At 70.9% G+C, this 14,351-nt stretch carries 14 protein-coding genes; 4 read left to right on the top strand and 10 right to left on the bottom strand.

Features of this window, described 5'->3' with window-relative positions:
• Positions 1–82: 82 nt before the first annotated feature.
• Positions 83–919, top strand: a complete 837-nt coding sequence (locus tag FAF44_RS46430) for a septal ring lytic transglycosylase RlpA family protein (RefSeq protein ID WP_237109853.1) — start codon at positions 83–85, stop codon at positions 917–919.
• 165 nt (positions 920–1,084) lie between these two features.
• Here the strand turns inward: FAF44_RS46430 and FAF44_RS46425 are convergent, their stop codons facing one another.
• Complete coding sequence (locus tag FAF44_RS46425; protein ID WP_237109852.1) at positions 1,085–1,987, bottom strand: aminoglycoside phosphotransferase family protein; 903 nt, start codon at positions 1,985–1,987, stop codon at positions 1,085–1,087.
• A gap of 901 nt (positions 1,988–2,888) precedes the next feature.
• Positions 2,889–3,482 carry a DUF1707 and DUF4870 domain-containing protein gene (locus FAF44_RS46420; protein WP_237109851.1) on the bottom strand — a complete coding sequence of 198 codons (594 nt, stop codon included), beginning with the start codon at positions 3,480–3,482 and terminating at the stop codon, positions 2,889–2,891.
• Positions 3,483–3,617: 135 nt separating this feature from the next.
• On the opposite strand from FAF44_RS46420, the gene FAF44_RS46415 reads away from it, so the two are divergent.
• Complete coding sequence (locus FAF44_RS46415) at positions 3,618–3,962, top strand: hypothetical protein (protein ID WP_237109850.1); 345 nt, start codon at positions 3,618–3,620, stop codon at positions 3,960–3,962.
• Positions 3,963–4,195: 233 nt separating this feature from the next.
• Here the strand turns inward: FAF44_RS46415 and FAF44_RS46410 are convergent, their stop codons facing one another.
• The 6 genes from FAF44_RS46410 to FAF44_RS46385 all read right to left on the bottom strand — a co-directional run bounded on the left by FAF44_RS46410 (position 4,196) and on the right by FAF44_RS46385 (position 10,941).
• The gene (locus FAF44_RS46410; protein WP_272895968.1) at positions 4,196–5,239 is read right to left on the bottom strand and encodes a DUF4192 domain-containing protein; all 1,044 of its coding nucleotides are present in this window, start codon (positions 5,237–5,239) and stop codon (positions 4,196–4,198) included.
• A gap of 814 nt (positions 5,240–6,053) precedes the next feature.
• Positions 6,054–6,788 (bottom strand): EI24 domain-containing protein, encoded by a 735-nt coding sequence (locus FAF44_RS46405; protein WP_237109848.1) that lies wholly within the window; start codon positions 6,786–6,788, stop codon positions 6,054–6,056.
• Between the two features lie 10 nt (positions 6,789–6,798).
• A complete protein-coding gene (locus tag FAF44_RS46400) occupies positions 6,799–7,380 on the bottom strand; it encodes a nucleoside triphosphate pyrophosphatase (RefSeq protein ID WP_237109847.1) in 582 nt (193 codons plus the stop codon).
• A gap of 16 nt (positions 7,381–7,396) precedes the next feature.
• Positions 7,397–8,020 carry a DUF937 domain-containing protein gene (locus FAF44_RS46395; protein ID WP_237109846.1) on the bottom strand — a complete coding sequence of 208 codons (624 nt, stop codon included), beginning with the start codon at positions 8,018–8,020 and terminating at the stop codon, positions 7,397–7,399.
• Positions 8,021–8,090: 70 nt separating this feature from the next.
• Positions 8,091–10,052 carry an ATP-dependent zinc metalloprotease FtsH gene (gene ftsH / locus FAF44_RS46390; RefSeq protein ID WP_237109845.1) on the bottom strand — a complete coding sequence of 654 codons (1,962 nt, stop codon included), beginning with the start codon at positions 10,050–10,052 and terminating at the stop codon, positions 8,091–8,093.
• Positions 10,053–10,089: 37 nt separating this feature from the next.
• Entirely contained in the window at positions 10,090–10,941 is an 852-nt protein-coding gene (locus tag FAF44_RS46385) for a hypothetical protein (protein WP_237109844.1), read from the bottom strand.
• Between the two features lie 98 nt (positions 10,942–11,039).
• On the opposite strand from FAF44_RS46385, the gene FAF44_RS46380 reads away from it, so the two are divergent.
• Entirely contained in the window at positions 11,040–11,405 is a 366-nt protein-coding gene (locus FAF44_RS46380) for a DUF3616 domain-containing protein (RefSeq protein WP_237109843.1), read from the top strand.
• A 25-nt stretch (positions 11,406–11,430) separates the two neighbouring features.
• Here the strand turns inward: FAF44_RS46380 and FAF44_RS46375 are convergent, their stop codons facing one another.
• Together FAF44_RS46375 and FAF44_RS46370 are read right to left on the bottom strand one after the other, a co-directional pair.
• Positions 11,431–12,096, bottom strand: coding sequence for a peptidyl-tRNA hydrolase (locus tag FAF44_RS46375; RefSeq protein ID WP_237109842.1), 666 nt, complete (start codon positions 12,094–12,096; stop codon positions 11,431–11,433).
• Complete coding sequence (locus FAF44_RS46370; RefSeq protein ID WP_237109841.1) at positions 12,093–13,358, bottom strand: MFS transporter; 1,266 nt, start codon at positions 13,356–13,358, stop codon at positions 12,093–12,095. The genes FAF44_RS46375 and FAF44_RS46370 overlap by 4 nt, the downstream gene beginning before the upstream one ends.
• 71 nt (positions 13,359–13,429) lie before the next feature.
• Here FAF44_RS46370 and FAF44_RS46365 point away from each other — a divergent pair.
• A partial coding sequence (locus FAF44_RS46365; RefSeq protein ID WP_237109840.1) for a GlxA family transcriptional regulator occupies positions 13,430–14,351 on the top strand: 922 nt, incomplete at its 3' end.

Raw genomic sequence — 14,351 nt, 5'->3', positions numbered from 1 at the left:
CGGATCGGCCCTCCGTCCGCCGCCCACCCCTCGCGGCCTGGCCTTTCCCATTCCCATTCCCTATCTAGGACCGTGGTTTACGTTGGGCCAGCACTCCCGCAAGCCGTCCTTCCTGGGCCGCAAGCGTCCCTCCCCCCAGAACCGCAAACCTCCCGCCGAAGGCGACAGCCCCTCCCACGGGAACCACGAGCCCTCCATCTCCGAGCACCAGAGACCGGTTGCCCAGGCGCAGGGCCGGTGGCTCTCCACGCGCAGGCGGCGCTGGACCACCGTCGCGGTCGGCGTCGCCGTCGTGGCCGCCGCCTCCACCACCGCCTGGGCCGCCATCGGCAACGACTCCTCCGAGCGGAGGTCGTCCGCCGTCATCCCGCCGTCCGAGCTCGGACGGCGACAGGTCCAGCAGCCCTCCACTCCCGAGCCGCCGGCCGCCGCCCACCCGAAACCGGCCAACGCCTCGGAGCCCACCTCCTCACGACCGACTGCCTCACCCACGTCCCCGGCACCCGCCGGTTCTCCGGGGTCCAGCCGGTCGTCCCGCTCCGCCTCCTCCCCGGAACCGGACGCCAAGACCAAGGCCGAGGCCACGACCGGGACGGCCAAGGCGGAGAGCACGAAGCCGAAGCTCCGCGTCCTGACCTCCGGCACCTGCGGCGCCTCCTACTACGGAGAGCCCCAGATGACGGCGAGCGGCGAACGCTTCAACCCCGCCGCCATGACCGCCGCCCACAAGACCCTCCCGCTGGGCAGCAAGGTACGCGTCACCAACCCCCGCACCGGCGAGGCCGTCACGGTCCGCATCAACGACCGCGGCCCGTACGTCGGCGGACGCTGCCTGGACCTGTCCGAGGCCGCGTTCGCCTCCATCGGCAACACCAGCGCCGGGGTGATGCGGGTCAAGTACGAGGTCCTCGGCCGTTGACCGTACGCGTGGCGCAGGACACGCACCTGCCGCCAGGCGTACGGGTGCCGCCGGACGTCCGCGTGGCGGGGAAGCACCTGCGGACCACCGGCCGGCCGCACCTGTGGGCGGGACACTCCAGCGGCGACCCCGATGCCCCACCGTCCGGTTGTCGTCTCTCCTCCCTCAGCCCCGGTAACCGGCCAGGCCGTCATCCAACTGGGCCTCGTCCTCGTCCTGGTACGCCATCAGGGCCTGTTGCAGGGCGAAGGTGCCGCGGATCGCGGCGATACGGTCGCGCACCTCGGTGCTGTCCCAGCCGCCGAGCCTGAGGACCCGGTCCAGGAAGTCCGTCCCGAACGAGGCTGCGATCGCCGCCAGGTCCTCGGCCTGGTCACCGATCGTGACCTGGTCCCAGTCGACGACTCCGCCGAGTCGTGGCAGCCCGTCGATCCACTCCCACAGCACGTTCTCGGCACCGAGATCGCCGTGCACCACCGCCGGCAGGACGTCGCCGAGGCGGACATCGTCCCAGGGTGCGGCGTCGATGCCGGTCTCGACCTCGGGCAGCCGCTCGACCGCCGCGAGTTCCCGTTCGGCACGAAGGCGTCCGTCGTCGGACATCAGCCCGTACAACTCGGCGCGGACCTCCCCCGCGAACCGGCTCCACCGGCCCTCGGGCACCGACAGGACGGCCCGCGTCCCGTCATCGGCTCCGGCCTTCGCCAGGCGCGTCAGCAGCCTGACGTACTGGGTGGCGATGACCTCCGCCACCTCGGAGTTCTCGACCGCGCCGAACCCGAGCGGCGCGCCGGGGACACGGCTGAGGACCAGCCACGCCTCCTCGGCATCGGACATGGACAACGGCCTGGGCGTGCAGACACCCAGGTCCAGCTCGGCGAGTATGTGAAGTGTGGCGGCCCGCCGTGGCAGGCGGGCGGCAGCGGCCAGGGTGAGGGGCAGGCAGACGGCGCGATCCGCGCCGACGACCACCTGGTAGCACTGTCCCTGGTGGACCTCCAGGACCTCCAACTCGGCACCCGGCAGCAGGCGGCTCAACAGGGCGGGGTTCATCTGCGGCATATCCATGAATGAACTCGTAACCTCGTCTTCTCAACGTGCTGCTTACTCCGAATAATGTGAAGCTTCCGCACGCGCCGGCCCGAACCACACGTGGGCCTTTCGCACGCGGACATCGCACCTTCCCCCAACCACAGGCCCCCCGGGCCTTCACTCACTCGACCGCCCCCGGACCGCAACCCCGCACGCCTCCGCGCTCCCGCCCGAACACTCTCCGGACGAAAACCCGAACACGCACCGGGCGACAACCCGAACACATCCCGGATCACAAACCCGAACACATCCCTGAACACGCCCCGAGCCACGGACCCGAGCACGCCTCGGACCGCCGGTCCGAACACACCGGACCCACGCATCCGCACACGCCCCGAACCCACAGACCCGAGTACGTCCCAGGCCATGACCCACGCAGGGCCCTGACCACGTTCGAAGCAGGACTGGAGCCGAACCCGCGCAGGACCGCACCACGACCTGAACGGAACTCCGGCACCTCGGACCTCGGAACAAGCCCCTGGCAACTCGCCCGGAGCGCATCCCGAACTCCTCGCCCGACCGCCCCCCGGGCCTCACCTCCGGGAGGGATCTCTCCCTACCGGCACCGACCTGCCCAGCAGGCTCCACGTGACCGCGACCTCGCCTGACATGCGAGACGACACGAATCCTGTGACAGCAGGCGAGCAGTCGATCACGGAGCCGACCGACCGAACGGCATGACGGAACCCGTCACCCTGCCGGAAACGACGCCGGCTTACGCCGAATTGCGCGGACTACGTGACTCGTGCGTATCGACGTGAGCGAAAACGGCAGCCGCGAACCCAGGAACCATTTCTGGGCCGGGGATAACGCTCCAGCCCGTCGAGGTCATGAGCCCCGCAGGGCGAGAATGCTGACGATCAGTGCGGTTCGATGGTCACTTCACCAGGCGAATCGTCATCGGATATCGGAAATTACCCTCCGTCAGGGCGGAAACGCCGCCGACGATGGAGAGGACGACGGCTCCCACCCAGATGAACGGCAGCAGCACGACTCCGACAACGGTCAGCGGTAGCAATACCGAGGCCCCGACGACAGTGATCTGAAAGTTCAGCGCCTCCAGTGCGTGTTGGCGGATGTAAGGAGAGGTCTTGCCACCGGTGAGCAGCAGGAGCAGCGGACCGAGGATGGGAAAGCCGACGAGGGGCAGCGCGTGAGCGATGGCTCCCCCGAGGCGTTCGTTGCTCTCGGCCATGCCCGGCGTGCTCGCCGAATCAGGGAGAGGGGCGGGCTTGGGCATGGCCCGCGGACCGTACAGCTCCTTCATGATCGGCACCAGGTCGCCGTGGGTGCGCGCCGTCATGGCACGCTCCAGCCGGTCGTCGAATTCGAGCTTGTCGAACCGGCCCTCCGCGTAGGCGGCCTTGACGTGCTCGACCACGTGCTCGCGGTCCAGGTTGGTGACGCGCAGATGAGCTGGCGGCTCCTGTCCCGGCCCGGGGGTTTTCGCTACCCCAGCCATAATCGCCATGCCTCTCCTTAGGGATTCCGAGCGGTCACCACACATACTGCTTCCTGCGCGCCCTGCGGTGCCATCGGGAGAATCCCGGATCTGTCCCCTAGATCATCCCCGACGCGGAGGCCCGAGACGGTATAAAAAGGAATCATGAGATGGCGAGACCGCTACGGCATTCGTCGACTTCGCGGCCGCAAGATCGCGAAGTTCGATCGTGAGGCGACCGACGCCGACATCGAGGCGCTCATAGCCTTCGCCCGTTCGCGGCGCGGTGTCGAGTTTTACGTCGAGCCAGAGACATTCGCCACCGACACGACCGCTGTGGCGGTGGCCGACGATGGCGAGTGGACCAGGCGCAGGGTCGGCTCACCGGCAGTGATCCACAAAGTTGCCCGTGACCTTGCCCTGCCTGTGTACGACGTGCAACTCACCGGGTACCCGCAGCGCATGCGGGCCTACAACGAGCGTCGCAGGAAGGAAGAAGGCGGCCTTTGACGCCCGCCCCCTCCCCCCACCCCAACCCTTGTCCCCGATGACGTCCGACTTGAGAATCCGCTCCGCGACCGGCTTACGTGCGGTGTCCTGAGGTGACCGGCGCAGGTGACGGACGAGCCGCGCTTCAGGTGCCCTTCCGGCACCGGCACAGTGCGCTCGTCCTCCCCTGCCACCTCGTCGGACATGTGCTTGCCGGTCGCTCGGAGCCGTGGTCGTGGTCGTGCCCCGTCGTGTCATTCGAGGGCGGGAGGAGAGTCCTCCTCGTCGAGAAGGTTGATCAAGGGGAGCAGCCAGAGTGCGCTGATCGGGCCCATGGCGTCGTCCAGTTCGGCGGGCGTCGGGAGGCGGTCTCGGAGGATGGCCGGGGAGAGCAGGTTCTGGAGGGCGTGCATGAGGAGATTGGCCATCGAGTAGCTGGGATCGATGGTGAGGGCGCGTTCGAGGGCGATGGTGGCCTGGACGCTGTTTCCCTCCCGCCAGGCCGCCATCGCCAGCAGCGACGCGACCGGCGGCACGAAGCGGGGTTCCAGCCTGCGGGTCAGGTCTTTCCAGAGGACGGCATGGGCGTCGTTCATGCTGGTCCAGGCCTCGTCGCGGACCCTCATGACGGTCAGGTCCAGGCCGAGTCTCGCCGCTTCCGCGTCGGTGAGGCGTCCGCCCTGGTTGTGCGTCTCCAGCGCGGATCGGACTCTGGCCAGCGCTTCGGACACGTACTGCTCGGTGAAGAGGTTCAGGTCGGTGGCGGCCGTGATCCTGGCCTGGAAGTGCGCGATCGCCTCTGACGTGGCTCGGCGCATCGCCATTCGTACGGGACCGGTGGCCGGGGCCAGCGTGCGTTCCAGTGCCTCGCGGTCGGGGAGGGCCACCATGCCGCGCACTGTGGCCTCGGCCGCTATCTGGCTGCTGGACAGGTCGTACGGCGTGCCCTCGGCCGGGCAGCAGGTCGCCAGGTCGCAGACGTACGACCAGTAGCGGCCCTCGTGGGCCCGCAGCGCCTCGCCCACCCGGACTCCGTCCTTGGCCGCCAGCCGTCTGGCCTCGTCGACGGCCGGGGTGACCAGGTCTCCCGGACCGTAGCCGACGATGATGACCTCCGTGATGCTCTCGCGGCCGAGCAGCGGCGACATGGCGTCGAGGGTGCCCGGCGGGAACGGCAGGCCCCATCGGGCCACCATCTTGGCCTGGCTTCGGGCCAGCCCGATCACGATCAGGCTGGCGGTGGGGTGGAAGCCGACGAGGTAGGGCACCGCGGCCAGGACGTCGGTGGGGCTGGTCAGGGTGAGGCAGGGCTCAGGGGAGGTGATGGGGCTCTGACCCCCAGGTGTCGGGGTGGGTGCCGGCGACGAGGTGGGCGGCGGCGGTGACACGGGTGCATGTGCCGGCGTCGAGGATGGCAGCTCGGCCGGAGTCGCGGTCGGAGTCGACGGCGTCGTGGCCGGCTCGGACCTGGATGCGGGCGTGGACGAGGAGGTCGTGGCCGGACCTGAGATTGATGTTCGTGATGAGGCCGTGGCCGGGCTGAACCGGGGTGTGGGCGACGGTGGCCGTCCCGGTGATGGAGCCGCCCGTCGCGCCGGAACCCTGATCGGTACCGGAGGTTCGCTCGGGGTGGGCACCGCAGTGGCCGGGCCAGGGCTGGAGGTGGCACGCGAACTGCCGAAGGCGGCGAGCCGGGGACTTGACGTGGAGGCGCTGAACGAACCGCGGGGAGACGGGGAGAAGTGCCCGCTGCCATTGGCGGCAGCGGCGGAGTGCGGACCGCCTGAAGCACCGGCGCGCGGGGTTTCGATAGCGGAGACGGGATGGGGGGTGGAGGTGTGGGCGTCGGTGGTGGTTGGGCGCCGATGGCCGGGAGCGTGGGTCGGACGGTTGGTCGTCATGGGTCCGTAGGTTGCCCGGTTCGGAAGGCGCGCAACGCCGTCACACGCCAACCTGTGGACAACGGCGGGTGCGGGCCGAACGGCTGTGGACAAGCACATCAGACCAGGCGAACGAGATGTCTCCACTGATCGTTTCGGCCGGGCGAGAGACCGCCGTCACGAGGCCGACCAGCCCTCACAGGTTCCGGCAGGCCGTACGGGAGCGAGGCCCCTACGCCGCCGGAGCCAGCCGGGTCCGTACGAGCAGCGCGGCCCCCGCCACCGCGGCCGGCATGGCGATGACGGCCACGAAGGGCACCAGGAACAGCACGAACACCGCCACCCCGAACCCCAGCGCACTCGCCTTGTTCCCGCGCAGCAGCGCGAAGCGCTCCTTGCGGGCCATGCCGCGGCGTTCGAGGGCGAGCGTCGTGAGCTCCACTGTCAGGAAAAATCCGGACACGATGGCGCCCAGGACCGGCACCACCGTCTGCCCCACCACCGGTACGAACCCCAGGAAGAACAGCGGAATCGTGAACAGCAGCACGTAGAACAACGTCACCAGGCTGTCGCGGATGGAACGCGGCAGCGTGCGCCACCACGGCTGGTCGTCCTCCGTCTCCAGCACGTCCACCTCGGCCGACAGCCGCTCGTAGAACGGTTCCCCGATGGCCAGCGTGAGCGCCGCGAACGTCAGCACCGCCAGCGCGAGGCCACCGACGAACAGCGCGATGCCCACCAGCGTCCTGAACGTGTCCCGCCAGCTCCACGAGTCGGCGAACGGCGTCAGGGAGTCGGCCAGCGGGAAGGCGTTGCTGCCGAGCCAGACGAGCGCCGCCGCGTACAGGGCGAATGCGATCAGCGCGGGGATCAGCCCGAACAACCACCAGCGGGTGTTCCTGGCGACCCACCTGAACCCCTGGAGGAAGAAGCCGATGCCGGCCGCGAAATCGCGCAATGATCGCATGCCCGGCAGGCTAGCGCCAGAACGACGTGACCGCGTAGCCGAGCTCGGCGAACAGGTCGCGCAGCAGCGGCAGCGAGATGCCCAGCACGTTTCCGTGGTCGCCGTCGATGCCCTCGACGAACCAGCCGCCGCGCCCGTCGATGCTGAACGCCCCGGCCAGGCCGAGCGGCTCGTCGGTGGCGGCGTAGGCGGCGATCTCCTCTTCCGAGGGCTGTCCGAAGCGCACGACCGTGGTGGCGACCTCCGCCGCCTGCCGGCCGGCGGCCACGTCGATGACGCAGTGACCCGTGACGAGGCGGCCCGTGCGGCCCCGCATCATGCGCCAGCGCGCCATGGCCTCATCGCGGTCGGCGGGCTTGCCGTACGGCCGCCCGTCGAGTTCGAGGATCGAGTCGCAGCCGATGACCAGCCCCTCTTCGAGCCCGCTCGCGACCGCCTCGGCCTTGGCCGTGGCCAGCGCCTTGCTGAGCGCGGCCGGGGAGTGGGCGGAGTAGGCGTCCTCGTCGACCCCGCTGACGATCACCTTGGGATCGAGACCTGCGCTGCGCAGGAGGGCGAGGCGGGCGGGGGAGGCAGAGGCCAAGACGATCACCGACCCAGCCTACCGGTCACCGGTCGGGGTTCGACCTGCCCCGGGCCACCTCCCGCTCGCCGACATCGGGGTCCCAGGTGTGCGAGTCGTACGGCTCGTACGGACCGCTCTGGCGCGGCACCGCCGTCCCGCCGAAGATGTCGCCCAGCAGCCCTCCGAGCAGTTCGCCCAGCCTGCCGGGGATGGCGGACTCCTCGCGGCTCAGGTCGTCGGCCACGGCTTCGGCGTCCATGTCCCGGCTCGCGGCCCGGCCGGCCAGCAACGACATGATCATGGGTGCGATCAGCGGCAGCAGCTTCATGATGGTCGCCGACCTGACCCCGGCGAGCTGTGAGAGCTGGGCCGCCGCCTGCTCGGTCCCCTGCCCGCCCAGCACGTGGCTGAGGATGCTGTGCCCGTCGCGGGTGAGCGAGGCGACGTCGCCGTTGAACGGGTCGGCGTCCATGTGATCGTCCAGCGCCCCGCGCAGGGCGTCGGCCCCGTCGGGGTGGGCGGCGTTCCTGGCCATCCCGCCGACGATCGTGCCCGCCACGGCCTCGACGACCTTGCGGGCGGTCGTCGGGTCCGTGCCGAGCATGCCGGCGATCTGTTCCAGCCCTGAGTCCCCGAGTCCGGCGAGAAGCTCGTCATTCAGTGTCACGACGGTCCCCCGATCAGTCTGTCTGCGGGTGACCTGCCCTCGCCGGACGGAAAGGAACGTCCGATTTGTCCTAATTTTTGGAAAGGTTGGAGAAGTGCGACGGCACCGGAGCGGCCGCGGCCGGACGGTCGTCGATCTGCCTCGGGAGCCCCGCCGCGGTGTACGCGCCGACCTCGTCGAGCGTCTCGTGCTCCAGCAGGGCCGCCACGATCGCGTCCAGCTTGTCGCGGTTGTCGCTGAGGATGGCGACCGCGCGCTCGTAGCACTCGTCCACGATCCGCCGCGCCTCCTCGTCCACCATGGCGAGCGTGACGGGCGAGGCCTGCGGCTGCTGACCGTCGCTGGGCAGGATGGTCAGCGGCCCGACCTTCTCCGACATGCCCCAGCGTCCCACCATGCCACGAGCGATCATGGTGACCTGCTCCAGGTCGTTCTCCGCGCCGGTGGTGATGACGCCGTACACGACCTGCTCGGCCGCCATGCCGCCGAGCGCGCCGGTGATGCGCCCGCGCAGGTACTGCTCGTCGTAGGCGTACCGGTCGCTGTCGGGGGTGGACAGCGTGACACCGAGCGCCCGGCCGCGCGGGATGATCGAGATCTTCCTGACCGGGTCGGCGCCCGGCTGGAGCATCCCGAGCAGCGCGTGCCCGGCCTCGTGGAAGGCGGTCCTGGTGCGCTCCTCCTCCGGCATGACGATGCTGCGCGCCGCGCCGAGCTGGAGCTTCTCCAGCGCGTCGGCGAAGTCGATCATCGTGACCTTCTCCTTGCCGCGCTTGGCGGCGAGCAGAGCGGCCTCGTTGACCAGGTTCGCCAGGTCGGCGCCGGTCATGCCGGGGGTGGTCTTGGCGAGCTGGTCGAGACTGATCTCGCCGTCCATCGGCACGCCGCGCGTGTGCACGCCCAGGATCGCGGTACGCCCGGCCGCGTCGGGCAGGCCCACCTGCACCGTACGGTCGAAGCGTCCGGGACGCAGCAGCGCCGGGTCGAGGACCTCGGGCCGGTTCGTGGCGCCGATGACGATCACGCCTTCGGCGCCGGAGAAGCCGTCCATCTCGGTGAGGATCTGGTTCAGCGTCTGCTCGCGCTCGTCGTGGCCGCCGATGCCGCCCGCGCCGCCCCTGGCCCGTCCGATGGCGTCGATCTCGTCGATGAACACGATCGACGGCGCCACCTTGCGCGCCTCCTCGAACAGGTCGCGCACCCGGGAGGCGCCCACGCCGACGATCATCTCGATGAACTCGGAGGCGCTGGCCGAGAAGTACGGCACCTTGGCCTCACCCGCGACCGCCCTGGCCAGCAGCGTCTTGCCGGTGCCGGGAGGCCCGGCCAGCAGCACGCCCTTGGGCAGCTTGGCGCCCAGCTTGCGGTACTTGTCGGGGTCCTTGAGGTAGTCGACGATCTCGACGAGCTCGTTCTCGACCTCGTCGATGCCGGCGACGTCCTCGAACGTGACCCGCACCTTCCCGGCCTCGACCGGCTTGGCCGCCTTGGACTTGCCGAGCCCGCCCAGGCCGCCGCCCATCATGCTCGCGCCGCGCCGCATGATCCAGATCCACAGACCGGCCAGGAGCAGCACGGGCAGCAGCGACAGCAGCAGGTTGGAGAAGAAGCCCCGGGTGATGGGCTGGGAGGTGATCTCGACCTGACCGGTGGCGAGCTGCTCGTCGAGCTGGTCGGTGTTGGCGAAGGCCGGGATCTCGGTGGCGAACTTCGTGTACGACTCGCCGCTCTCCGGGTTCTTCGACGCCGCGCGCAGATCGCCCTCGACGGACAGGCCCTGGGCGTAGATGTCCTTGACGTTCTTGGTGTTCACCTGCTTGGTGAACTCGGTGTACGAGATCGTCTCGACCGAGCCGCTGTCGATGAACGACGACACCACGAAGAAACCCGCGTACACGATGAGCAGGGTGACGACGAATCGCCACCAGTTGATCTTGGGCTTGCCTCCGGGCGTACCGGGCAGGCCCTCCGAGCGCCAGGGCGGCTTGCCCTTGCCCTTGTTCGGGGCCTGCGGCGGTCCAGAGCGTTCCACGGCGTCACTCCCCAATATCGCCGCATTCATGATCCTTCTAGCCTAGAACACGCATCCCTGCCGCCACGCGGCCAATGTCGCGCCATTGCTTGCGCTGCGAGTCAGGCACTGTGACGAACGCCAGACCGGGCTTGCTCATTCCCCCGTCCATGATCACGACCGCGGCGCGCGAGGTGCGCTCACCGTAGGTGACGCGATAGACGAGCATCCAGCCGCGCTCGACCGGCTGCGAGGCCAGCCACGTGATCTTCGCGCCCTCGGGATGGTGGTTGAGCGTCCAGCGGGCGGCCAGCAGGGCGGTGTCGCGGGGAGACTTCTGCTCCATGATCGGCAGCGGGCAGGTGACCAGGATGCCGCGCTCCTCCGTGCCACGATGCCTGGGCAGCACCTGCTTGGTGGTGAACGGGGCCGCACCGTACACCTTCCACGGCCGGGGCAGCCGCGGCACCGCCAGGCCCGTGCGGACGTCCTTGACGAAGCGCTTGCCCGGGGAGGCGAGGGGCATGCGCTTGACGGCGCGGGTGAGCCTGGGCACGCGCGGGTCGGCGTACAGGGCCTCCATGGCCGTGTAGCCGGGCGCGAGCGAGGTCCCCGGGGACGGCGTCGCCCGTGGGGCGGCGGACGACGCGGCCACCGGAGTGGCCGGCGGTGCCGAGCCCTCAGCGGACGGCATGGAGCCGGACGAGGGCGGCGCGGCCGACGGCGCGGTTACCGGCCCCGCCGCCACCTCGTCCGGCTCGGCCGGGAGCACCGCGACCACCGCCGCGGCCACGGCCGCGACGACGGCGGCCACGACCAGCCCCCGGTACACCACCCGCATGCGCAGATCGCCGATGCGGGAGCGTCTGGGCGGAGAAGTCGGGATCCCGCGCCTCGCGGCCGTTCTCACTCGGGACCCCTTGATCTCTTCTTCCCCTTGGAGCACGACGGGAGCGTACGACATATCAGGCCATCGCGCCCACGAAGCTACCGAAGTGCAATCATGGCGTGGTGCGACAGGTTGAGCTGCGCTTCGACCACGCTTCGCGAGCGTCACGGACACACACCAATCTCCCGGCGGTCCGGCGGAGCTCCACCGGCGTCTGGGTCGCCGGCGACGAGACCGCCTCGTTCGAGCACCTCGCATGGACCGGCGACCACTACGGCGACCAGCGCACCTTCCTGCCGGCCGACTACGTCACCCTGCCCGCCGGACCGCAGGACGAGGCCGAGCTGCCGTACGGGGTGGGCTGCGATCACCCGGAGGGCCTGGCGAGGCCGGCGGACGGCCGGCTCATGGTCGTCTACGACAGCCCGTCACCCGCCCGGATCACCCCGGCGGGCGGCGTGCTCGCGGACGTGTTCGAGGTCTGACCCGCGCCGGGAGCCGGGAGAACGCTCAGGGCACCGGCCTGGCGACCCGGCCCGCCAGCCACGGCGCGTCGGCCACGAACGTGCACGAGCCCGGCTCGATCTCGGTGAACCCCGCGTCGCGCACCACGGGCCGGCCCGTCGCCACCATGGCGTCGAAGTCCGCCTGGCCGGCGGCCGTGCGCACGGACACCGCGAGCCCCCGCTCGCGCCAGGCCGCCCGCTCCCCCGCGTCGCTGGCCCACCAGGCGAGCTGGGCGGCGTGCCCGGCCTGCGCCATGGCCTTGCCCGCGGTCATCTCCAGCGCCGGGTTGGCCCACAACACGGGCGGCCCGGCCGGCCCGGGGTCGGCGGTGTCGGTCAGGTCGGTGCCCGACACCTGCAGGCGGGCCAGGTCGCGCGGCCAGTCGTCGAGGGGGACGGGCGGGTGCACGCGCACCTCGGCCGTGCGGTGCTCGATCGTCCGGCCGGGCAGCGCGACGGCCCGCCGCCACTCGGCGCCCCTGGCCCGGCGCACGACCTTGCGGATCTTCCCGGTGGACTGCCAGGCGTGCAGTTCGGCGGCCCACTCGCCCGGGTCGTCCAGCAGGCTCAGCACGGCCATGGCCGCCGCCTCCAGGGCGTCGGTGCGCTCCGGAGGGTGGGCCCGCTCGATCCGGACGACCAGGGGCAGGACATACAACTCGGCGTTCATCGCCTTCCAGCATGCCTGATGGCCAGGGACATGCCGGCCGCCAGGAGGCACAGGGCGCCGGCTCCGAACCAGGCGAGGTCGTAGGCGCCCAGGTGGTCGCGGGTGAGCCCGGCCCCGACGGCGGCGATCGCGGCGCCGACCTGATGGGAGCCGAACACCCAGCCGAACACCACGGCACCGTCGGCGCCGTAGATCCGCCGGCACAGCGCCACCGTCGGCGGGACCGTGGCCACCCAGTCCAGGCCGTAGAAGACGATGAAGATCAGCATGCTGGGCTCGGTCGTGGCCGCGAACAGGCCGGGCAGCACCATCAGCGACAGCCCGCGCAGGCCGTAGTAGACGCCCAGCAGCACCTTGGGGTCGATCTTGTCGCTGAGCCAGCCCGAGGCGACCGTGCCCACGATGTCGAAGACGCCGATGACCGCCAGCAGGCCCGCGGCGACCGGCTCGGCCATGCCGTGGTCGTGGGCGGCGGGGATGAAGTGGGTGCCGACCAGCCCGTTCGTACTGGCGCCGCAGATCGCGAAACCGGCCGCGAGCAGCCAGAACGGCCGCGTCCGCGCCGCCGAGGCGAGCACGGTGACGGCCCTGACGGCCGCGTTCGTCGTGCTCGGCGGCGTCACGCGCGCCTGGCCGGGCTCCGCGCCGAGCGCCGTCGTCCCCACGTCCTCGGGACGGTCGCGCAGCAGCCACCACACGAACGGCACCACGGCCAGCGCCGCCGCGGCCACGGTCAGCGAGGCGAAGCGCCACCCCGGCCCCTGGGCGAGCTGGGCGAGCACCGGCAGGAACACGAGCTGCCCGGTCGCGCCCGCGGCGGTGAGCACGCCGGTCACCAGCCCGCGGTGGCGGACGAACCAGCGGTCCACCACCGTCGCCGCGAACACCAGCGCCATCGACCCCGTGCCGAGCCCCACCAGCACGCCCCAGAAGAGCAGGAGCTGCCAGCTCGCCGTCATCAGCACGGTGAGCGCGCTGCCCGCCGCGATCAGCAGCAGCGCGAGGGAGACCACGCGGCGCATGCCGAAGCGGTCCATGAGGGCGGCGGCGAAGGGGGCGGTCAGGCCGTAGAGCACCAGGTTGACGGAGACGGCCAGCGAGATCGTGCCGGCCGACCAGCCGAACTCCTCCCGCAGCGGGGTGATCAGCACGCCGGGGGTGGCGCGGAAGCCGGCGGCTCCCAGGATGGCCACGAACGCGACGCCCGCGACGAACCAGGCCCGATGCAGCCCGCGCCGGGTGGGGGTGGTGCTCAGTGTCATGCGCCAATCCTGATTTATCCCTGCACATGGTCACGAGTGGCCGGAAAGCCAATATGTGCAAGAATCCGGCCATGGGACTTCACCGTGTCGCGGTCGTGGTGCTCGACCACTTCGCCACGCTCGACCTCGGCGTGCCCGGCCAGGTGTTCCGCACCGCCGAGACGGCCTCGGGCGAGCGGCTCTACGAGGTCGTGACCTGCTCGGAAGGCCGCCGCCCGGTACGCTGCGACGCCGGCTACAGCGTGCTGCCCGACCACGACCTCGACGTGCTCGACACGGCCGACACCGTCGTGGTGCCCGGCGTCCACGGCGGCCGGGTCATGACGGACGGCACGATCACCGCCACCCTGCGCGCGGCCCTGCGCGACCGGCCGAGAACGATGTCGATCTGCACGGGCTCGTTCGCGCTGGCGGCGGCGGGCCTGCTCGACGACCGTCCCGCCACCACGCACTGGCGCGAGGCGGGCCGCTTCGCGCGACTCTTCCCACGGGTCAAGCTGGACCCCGACGTCCTGTTCGTGGACGACGGCGACGTGCTGACCTCGGCGGGCGTGGCGGCCGGCCTCGACCTGTGCCTGCACGTGATCAGGCGCGACCACGGCAGCGAGGTGGCCAACCGGGCGGCCAGGCGCTGCGTCATGCCACCCTGGCGGGACGGCGGCCAGGCCCAGTACATCGACCGGCCCCTCCCGTACGGCAACGGCGGCGGCACGTCCGCCACCCGCGACTGGATGCTCGCCCACCTCGACACCCCGATCGACCTGAACGTGCTGGCCGGGCACGCCAGGATGAGCGTGCGCACGTTCACCCGGCGCTTCCGCGAGGAGACCGGCCAGAGCCCCGCCAGGTGGCTGACGGGGCAGCGGGTGCAGCACGCCAGGCACCTGCTGGAGACGACGGACCTCGGCGTGGAGGAGGTGGCCAGGAAGGCGGGGTTCGGCACGGCGGTCTCGCTGCGCCAGCACCTGCACGCGGCCGTCGGCGTGCCTCCCC

The organism is Nonomuraea sp. MG754425, assembly GCF_021699195.1.
Classification (GTDB): Bacteria; Actinomycetota; Actinomycetes; order Streptosporangiales; family Streptosporangiaceae; genus Nonomuraea.
This window is presented reverse-complemented; position numbering and strand designations above follow the sequence as displayed.

Excerpts from the sequence above, each read along its gene's own strand:
- FAF44_RS46425 (WP_237109852.1), bottom strand. The coding sequence starts at position 1,987 with ATGGATATGCCGCAGATGAACCCCGCCCTGTTGAGCCGCCTGCTGCCG.
- FAF44_RS46420 (WP_237109851.1), bottom strand. The coding sequence starts at position 3,482 with ATGGCGATTATGGCTGGGGTAGCGAAAACCCCCGGGCCGGGACAGGAG.
- FAF44_RS46415 (WP_237109850.1), top strand. The coding sequence starts at position 3,618 with ATGAGATGGCGAGACCGCTACGGCATTCGTCGACTTCGCGGCCGCAAG.
- FAF44_RS46405 (WP_237109848.1), bottom strand. The coding sequence starts at position 6,788 with ATGCGATCATTGCGCGATTTCGCGGCCGGCATCGGCTTCTTCCTCCAG.
- FAF44_RS46375 (WP_237109842.1), bottom strand. The coding sequence starts at position 12,096 with ATGAACGCCGAGTTGTATGTCCTGCCCCTGGTCGTCCGGATCGAGCGG.
- FAF44_RS46370 (WP_237109841.1), bottom strand. The coding sequence starts at position 13,358 with ATGACACTGAGCACCACCCCCACCCGGCGCGGGCTGCATCGGGCCTGG.